Below are 6,197 nucleotides of genomic sequence, written 5' to 3'. Positions count from 1 at the left end.
CTTCACAATCTCAAAGGCCAACAGGGCCACAACCCCAAGGCCGCTCTCAGTGTCGCGGGGTGGAGCAGCCCGGTAGCTCGTCAGGCTCATAACCTGAAGGTCACAGGTTCAAATCCTGTCCCCGCAACCAAATAACCAAAACCAACAATCTCAGCCCGCTCGGATAACTCCGCGCGGGCCGCTTCGCCTCCGGCAGGAGGCCAGGCCTCTCTACCTTTACGCGCGGACCGGCGCGTCCTCGCCCCCGTCGTCGACAAAGCGCCGCCCATCCGCCGCGTGGCCATGGGGACGAGCAGCCCCGATACCGGTTCGCCGACACTCAGATTGTGGACAGGGGCCAGGAGAGCGGTAGCTCGGTGACCCTGTTCACCATTCCATCCTCCATCCGTCTGATTTGACGTTGCTGCATCGGCACGCGGCGGACGCTATCGCAAGAAGCCTGGAGCAGCTCTGCGCGTTGCTCGCCACGGGAAGTTCAGCACGTGCGCTGCTTCGGCGGTTCATCTGTTTGTCGGGCGTGGCTCAGCTGGTGTGGAGAGGGAAGCCGTGGAGTTCGACTACATCATCGTCGGCGCCGGATCGGCGGGCTGTGTCCGCGCGAACCGGCTGAGCGCCAGGCCGGACAAACGCGTGCTCCTGATCGAAGCTGGCGGTGACGATTGGCCCTTCCATCGCCTTCGAACTCGAACGAGTTCAAGCCGACGATCAGGCCGATTCACCGATCTGATCCGATCAAGGTCTAACCATTGTCAGAGCATGATTCACGCTTTCGGAGGAAACGCCACGCGCTTCTACCTCGAACGATCATGCCCCAGGCCGATCCGAGAGCCGTTAGTTCTCCGCCGGGATCGACGCCGTGGTGCGGRGAGACACAATACGCTCCGCTATGCGCCATCCATCGGCAGTGCGTACAAGTATATCGTGATAGGTAGCGATCGACGATTGCCCCGTATCAAGTACCGCTAGGCAGCGCGAGAACGCCCGCACCGTTCCATCGGCATCGATCGTCGCTTCGGCATTGACATTGTTGTGAAGCAACGGATGCGGCGCGGTCCGGAGGAACCCTAGAATTTCCTCGGATCCGCGATATGTGCCGAGGCCGACGGCCTCGATGTCATACGCTGCGTCTGGCGTGAACACCTCGCCAAGTCGGGAGAACTGCCTTTCATCGATCATGTTCGAATAGCGTACAAATAGCTGCCTGATGTCGTCCAGATCAGTCGTGGAGATCATGCCATGCTCCTTTCGGTCCGCCCGAACATCTCGTTTGTGGAACGCCCGATGGCGATCGCCGCCTCCTTCGGTGGCAGGCTGCGAAGATAGGCGAACGCTTCCTGCTGAAGCGGCATCACGTAGACCGGACCGTCCGCGAGATTGGCCAGTCCCGCGTCGGCGACCTCCATTGCTGTGACCGTCGGCAAGAGCGGGTGCTCGGTAGGCTGGCCCATGCGCACCGCCGCAGGCGTGTATGTGCTACCTGCGATCAGGCTGAGAATATCGACTCCGTCGGGCGAAAATTCACGCCACAACCCCTCGACAAGAACGCGGCTGAAGGACTTGGCCGCGGCATAGGTCGCAAATGCATTGGCGCCGCAGCACCCCGCGATCGATCCGACGAGGATGATTCCGCCGTGGCCGCGCTTGCGCATCAGCCCGCCGAAATGATGAGTGAATGTGGTTTGCCCGATGACATTGAGATTTATCAGTCGCAGCCAGCTTTCCAATGGTTCGTCAAGAAACTCGGCAACGCGATCGGACGAGCCGGCATTATAGATGACGAGCCCGACCGCGATGTCGTCGGTCAGCGCCTTAACCTGATCCATCGCGTCCGCTGCGGTGAGGTCGATCGCGCGTGATCGCACCTCGACACCGAGCGCGGCCACCTGCGCGGTAACCTCCTCGAGCGGTTCGGGCTTGCGAGCGAGCAGGACAAGATTGATACCGCTTTCAGCCAGTCGTTGCGCAAAGGCTGCGCCGATCCCTTCCGAGCCTCCGGCGATCACCGCCCAAGGGCCGTACTTCGCAGGGTCCGCTCGTCGTGCGTCATCCATGAGCATAATTCCTTCCTACCGCTTCTTTGCTGTCACGATGAGCGCGTCGCACGACCGGACCGAACTTCGCTTCAGCTTTGGTTCGCGAACGAGATAAAGGCGCGGTAGTCTCGTCGCGACGGCGCGGCACATGCTCTGCTCTTCCTGCCGGGCAAGCCGGCTACCGAGGCGGAAATGGGGTCCGGCAGCGAAGCCGACGTGGCGATTGGGTGCGCGCATGAGGTCGAACCGTTCGGGATCGTCGTATACGGAGGCTTGCGCGTCGGATGCGGCGCCTGACATAAACGCAATCCCTTCCGATCGCCTGCCCTAAGCATGTGCGAGCCTTTCAATAGAGGCTGTGGCCTGCTCTATATGCATCGTCTTGCCGGACTATTGTCCCGCGACCCGATCAGGAACTTTGCGCGAACAGCTCCATCATATCGCCGATGTGGGTTTGATGAGCGAGCAGCCGCTGTCCGCTGGGTACGGTCGCGCCGGTCATGAATACCGCTTCGTCTGACGCAAGGAGCAACGCCAGCGCGGCAATATGCTTGGGCTCGCCAGGACAGGGCGTCAGGGTTTGCCACTCGAAATTGCGAGGAGCTTCGGGAGTACCGGCAGCGCGATCGTCCGTTCGCGGTAGGTACGGTGTCGCTCGATCGGTTAACCTCCGACTCCGTTCTTGATTAGAGAGGGGACCGATGGCGCGTTTGGCGGGAAAGATCATCGTCGTCACGGGCGCGGGGACCGGCATCGGTGCTGGCATTGCTCGCAGCGCAGCGCGAGAGGGCGCGCGCGTTCTCCTCGCGGATATCGATGCCGCGGCCGCCGCTGCGGTGGCAGTGGAGATCACGGACGCCGGTGCCGGTGCGGCGCATGTCAAGCATATGGACTTGTCCGACGAACGCTCGGTTCGCGCGATGGTGGATGAGGCCGTTGATCGCTGGGGCGGGCTTCACGCCATCGTCAACAATGCCGCAGACACAAGCCTGACTGCGCGCGATCTCGGTATCGAGACAATCGATCTGGAAATCTGGGATCGCACGATGGCGGTCAATCTGCGTGGGACGATGCTCGCCTGCCGCCATGCAATTCCGGCACTTCGTGCAAGCGGTGGTGGTGCGATAGTCAACATCGCATCCGGCGCGGCGCTGCGCGGCGGGCCCGGGCTCACCGCCTATGGCGTGAGCAAGGCGGCCATCGTCACGTTGGGGCAGTATATCGCGGCACAGCATGGCCATGAGGGTATACGCTGCAATACGATTGCGCCTGGCATCATCCTCACTCCGAAGACTCAGGATGTGTTCGGGAGCGACGAGGCGTGGCCTAGGATCATGCCGCACATGCTGTCGCCACGGCTCGGCGTACCGGAGGACATCGCCGCTGCCGTGTTGTGGCTCATCTCGGCCGAAGGCGCTTATGTTAACGGCCAGTGCATCTCGATCGATGGCGGCCAGATGAGCCATCAAAACACGCTGATCGGCGCCGTATCAATCAGGCCTGGAGAATAAGGCTTGCGGCGGGCGGCTTGGGAACCAGCCCGACTTGACCGAGCGGATATCATCGGGCCAAGCGCGATCCGAATCTCGGTCTAGATACCTGCGCGGCGGTTTTGACGCGCCGTCCCGGGGGCGGCGCCGGGACGGAATAGCTGAAACGCGAATGTCCGTCAGACCAGCAGATCGATGATGTTGCGGATCACTTTGCCCGCGCGCAGCGCGTCCAGTCCTTCGTTGATCTGCTCGAGCGGATAGGTGTCGTTCACTAGGCCCTCGAAATCGAGCTTGCCCTGTATATACCACTCGACGAGGCGGGGCCCGTCGTAGCGGCCGCGCAGATCGCCACCCGCCGAAGTGCGGATTGATCGGCCGATCCCGAAATCCGCGGGCTTCAACTCCAGAACCGCATCGTCACGCATCATGCCCACTACGATGCACTGGCCCGAGCCGAACCGGACCGAACGCAGTGCCTGGCGGACGACCAACGGATGACCTGCAGCCTCAATCGCATAGTCCGCGCCGCCGCCTGTCAGCTCCTGGATATGGTCCGCTACGTCGACGTTCAGGTCGCGCGGGTTGATGAACTCGGTAGCGCCGAACCGGCGCGCGGCCTCCTCTCTTGCGGGGTTGGTGTCTATCGCGATGATGCGGGTGGCGCCTGAGAAACGCGCGCCCTGAACGCTGTTCAACCCGATACCGCCCATCCCAAACACTACCACGGTCGAGCCTGGGGCGACCTTCGCGGCGAACACGGCCGCACCGACGCCCGTCGCCACGCAACATGCAGCAAGGCAAGCACGGTTGAGCGGCGCGTCATCACGGATCTTGGCCACCGCCGATTCGCTCGTGACGGTGTATTCGGTGAAGGTGCCGGCGTGCATGAACCGACCGATCGGCTTGCCCTTGTAGGAAAACGGCGAGGATGTTCCGGCGAAGCCTTTGAACGTATCGGCGCAGAGATTGGAGCGCCCGCTGAGGCACTCCTCGCAGCGCCCGCATTGCGGTAATGGTGCAATCATCACATGATCGCCCGGAACGACCGAGGTTACCGCCGCGCCGACCTTCTCGACCACTCCGGCGCCCTCGTGCCCGAGCACTATCGGAAAGGCTCCGAGCACATTCTCCCCATCCAGCGCGGCGATGTCGCTGTGGCAGAGGCCGGTTGCGTGCAGCCGCACCATCACCTCGTGCGCCTCCGGATCGCGCAGGTCGAGCTCGACGATCTCGAGTGCCTGCGATTCCCCGAAGGCGACGGCGGCTTTGGTCTTCATTCTGTGTTCTCCCAATGCGCAAGCGAGGTCGTGCTACCCTGGCAACGCACAGTCTCGAAACCGTTGCAGATGGCAGCGCACCCTTCCTCGTCTCGTCGGACGATTGCGGGGGCGTTGGTGCTCGACCATCTCGGTTAAGGCGAAGCGGCCAAACTTGTGCTCGAAGCGATGAAAGGCGTCCTCGGGGTGGAAAGCACTTGACGCCCGACCTCGGCGGCTCGGCTAATACCCGCTCGATGGTGGAGGCGATCACAGCGCGTATCGCCGCCCCATAACTGCGGAATCGCTCGTCCGAATGAGGTATGCTTCGCACGAAGCGCGAGGTCTAGAGTTCAATCAATCGGGGCATGCCGACGACGATCGGACATGCTGGAACTATCGGGAGTCATTGGGTGTCTACTGAAACCGCCAGCGTCAGCGCCCCGACGTTCAACATTCCCACGATCGATGAACTCGTCGCGCGGGCTCGCGCGCTGATCCCTCTGATGCGCGAGCGTGCGGATGAGGACGAGCGTAACCGCATCGTCAATCCCGATACCGTTCGCCGCATCAACGAGGCGGGCCTGTTTCGTGTACTCCAGCCGAAACGCTGGGGCGGTTATGAGCTCGGACAACGCGCCTTCGCGCAGGTGCAGATGGCACTTGCCGAAGGTGACATGTCGGTTGCCTGGATCTACGGCGTCATTGGCCTGCATAGCATGCACATAGGCTTGATGGACGATCAGGCGGCGCGGGACGTGTGGGGGCAAGACGACTCGGTCCTGATCGCGTCACCCTACATGCCGGGGGGCAAGGCGACCCCGGTGGAAGGCGGTTACGAGTTGAGTGGCCGCTGGTCCTATTCCAGTGGGTGCGAGCATTGCCAGTGGACTTTTCTGGGTGGCTTTATCGACGGTGATCCGGCCCAGTATCGGTCCTTCCTTCTGCCCCGCAAAGATGCCAAGATCGTCGATACTTGGCATACCACCGGATTGGCCGCCACGGGCAGCCACGACGTAGTTGTCGACAAGGCGTTCGTGCCCGAACATCGTACGCACAAGTTCACGGATGGCTTCAACGGTACCAATCCTGGCCGCCCGTGGAATTCGGGCCCGCTGTTCCGGATGCCGTTCATGCTCGTGTTCATGCGCGGCATCACGAACGGCCATATCGGTGCTCTCCAGCACTTGACCGACCTGTTCCGTGAATATGCTCGCGACAAGGTTTTCATGGGCAGCAAGACGTCGAAAGATCCCGACGCGCAGCTTGCGGTTGCGTCTGCGGTCGCCGGAATCGATGAGATGAAGAAGTCGATGTTCGCCAACTTCGACATCATGAGTGAGTATGCCGAGCGCGACGAAATGCCGCCACTCGAGATGCGTCACATGATGCGCTTCCAGAGCGCGAGCGTGGCG

The 6,197-nt window shown here is 62.1% G+C and carries 6 protein-coding genes, 1 tRNA gene and 1 pseudogene; 4 read left to right on the top strand and 4 right to left on the bottom strand.

Annotated elements, in window-relative coordinates; translation table 11 throughout:
• Positions 1–53: 53 nt before the first annotated feature.
• Positions 54–130 (top strand) — tRNA-Met (locus tag AC1DPF_RS18850).
• 416 nt (positions 131–546) lie between these two features.
• Positions 547–657 (top strand): annotated as a pseudogene (locus tag AC1DPF_RS18845) (NAD(P)-binding protein); the annotation flags it as partial.
• 174 nt (positions 658–831) lie between these two features.
• Here the strand turns inward: AC1DPF_RS18845 and AC1DPF_RS18840 are convergent.
• The 3 genes from AC1DPF_RS18840 to AC1DPF_RS18830 are packed head-to-tail and all read right to left on the bottom strand — an operon-like array spanning position 832 to position 2,333.
• Positions 832–1,233: a nuclear transport factor 2 family protein gene (locus AC1DPF_RS18840; protein ID WP_477962921.1), complete on the bottom strand. Its 402-nt coding sequence runs from the start codon at positions 1,231–1,233 to the stop codon at positions 832–834.
• Positions 1,230–2,051 carry an SDR family NAD(P)-dependent oxidoreductase gene (locus AC1DPF_RS18835; RefSeq protein ID WP_477873382.1) on the bottom strand — a complete coding sequence of 274 codons (822 nt, stop codon included), beginning with the start codon at positions 2,049–2,051 and terminating at the stop codon, positions 1,230–1,232. The genes AC1DPF_RS18840 and AC1DPF_RS18835 overlap by 4 nt, the downstream gene beginning before the upstream one ends.
• 15 nt (positions 2,052–2,066) lie before the next feature.
• A complete protein-coding gene (locus tag AC1DPF_RS18830; protein WP_477873384.1) occupies positions 2,067–2,333 on the bottom strand; it encodes a hypothetical protein in 267 nt (88 codons plus the stop codon).
• 401 nt (positions 2,334–2,734) lie between these two features.
• Here AC1DPF_RS18830 and AC1DPF_RS18825 point away from each other — a divergent pair, with 401 nt between their 5' ends.
• A complete protein-coding gene (locus AC1DPF_RS18825) occupies positions 2,735–3,544 on the top strand; it encodes an SDR family NAD(P)-dependent oxidoreductase (RefSeq protein WP_477873386.1) in 810 nt (269 codons plus the stop codon).
• A gap of 158 nt (positions 3,545–3,702) precedes the next feature.
• On the opposite strand, the gene AC1DPF_RS18820 is transcribed toward AC1DPF_RS18825, so the two are convergent.
• Positions 3,703–4,803 carry an alcohol dehydrogenase catalytic domain-containing protein gene (locus AC1DPF_RS18820; RefSeq protein ID WP_477873388.1) on the bottom strand — a complete coding sequence of 367 codons (1,101 nt, stop codon included), beginning with the start codon at positions 4,801–4,803 and terminating at the stop codon, positions 3,703–3,705.
• Between the two features lie 392 nt (positions 4,804–5,195).
• On the opposite strand from AC1DPF_RS18820, the gene AC1DPF_RS18815 reads away from it, so the two are divergent.
• Positions 5,196–6,197, top strand: a 1,002-nt coding sequence (locus AC1DPF_RS18815) for an acyl-CoA dehydrogenase family protein (protein ID WP_477962919.1), incomplete at its 3' end; no start/stop codon positions are given.

The organism is Rhizorhabdus sp. P4_G6, assembly GCF_056401045.1.
This window is presented reverse-complemented; position numbering and strand designations above follow the sequence as displayed.

Bases quoted from the DNA above. Each gene is read 5' to 3' on its own strand.
- AC1DPF_RS18835 (WP_477873382.1), bottom strand. From the start codon at position 2,051: ATGGATGACGCACGACGAGCGGACCCTGCGAAGTACGGCCCTTGGGCG.
- AC1DPF_RS18825 (WP_477873386.1), top strand. From the start codon at position 2,735: ATGGCGCGTTTGGCGGGAAAGATCATCGTCGTCACGGGCGCGGGGACC.
- AC1DPF_RS18820 (WP_477873388.1), bottom strand. From the start codon at position 4,803: ATGAAGACCAAAGCCGCCGTCGCCTTCGGGGAATCGCAGGCACTCGAG.
- AC1DPF_RS18830 (WP_477873384.1), bottom strand. From the start codon at position 2,333: ATGTCAGGCGCCGCATCCGACGCGCAAGCCTCCGTATACGACGATCCC.